Here is a 743-nt window from a genome sequence, read left to right as displayed (position 1 = left end):
TGGTTTAAAGAAAATAAAATAACTGCCTTGATTACGAAAATCAATCACATTCGAAAAGATCAGGAATCGTATCAGCAAACGAATAATATCCAATTTCTAGAAACTGGAAACGACCAACTCATTGCTTTTTATAAATGGAATGATTCCAAAACTAACGAAACTATCACCATTATCAGTTTAGATGCATATCATTCTCAAGCTGGTTCTGTTCAATTGCCTTTGATCGATTTGAAAGTGCAGCATGGCCAAAAAGTAGAAGTAGAAGATTTGGTAACCAGAAATTGTTACAATTGGTATAATGAATGGAATTATGTAGAATTACATCCATCGTTACCTTTTCATATTTTTAAGATTAACAAATAAAGATGTCAGAACAAGAAGTTTCTAAACCAAATTTTCCGGTTTTTTCTTCTAACCACGAATGGGAACATTTGATGGAGGATAAAGCATTCATAAACGTTTTTTTAGCGGATGTTTTAGAGGAATATATTGTAAAACAGCGTTGGTATGGAGGAAAATCGAGCAAACTAAAATACATCGAATTGAGTGATTATTTTAGAATCCAACATCATGAAGAAGTATATTTTGGATTGTTGTTAGAAGTCGATTTTGAAGAAGCTTTTTATCATCATTATTTTTTACCAATTGCTTTTGTTTCCGATGAAAACTTTGCGCAAGAAAATCGAATTTTACCAATAAATTTAAAAAATCAGCAAGGTTTTATCATTGATGCTATTCATTTA

1 protein-coding gene and 1 pseudogene are annotated in these 743 nt (G+C 30.7%); both read left to right on the top strand.

Going from position 1 to position 743, the window contains the following annotated elements:
• Nucleotides 1–363: pseudogene (locus IU405_RS00415) on the top strand (alpha-1,4-glucan--maltose-1-phosphate maltosyltransferase); the annotation flags it as partial.
• A 2-nt stretch (nucleotides 364–365) separates the two neighbouring features.
• On the top strand, nucleotides 366–743 hold a 378-nt coding region (locus tag IU405_RS00410; RefSeq protein WP_410896730.1), incomplete at its 3' end, for a maltokinase N-terminal cap-like domain-containing protein.

The sequence above is a fragment of the Polaribacter sp. BAL334 genome, from assembly GCF_015767435.1.
In the GTDB taxonomy this organism is placed as follows: domain Bacteria; phylum Bacteroidota; class Bacteroidia; order Flavobacteriales; family Flavobacteriaceae; genus Polaribacter.
Note: the sequence above shows the minus strand (reverse complement) of the source record. Positions and strands in the feature narration are given on the sequence as shown.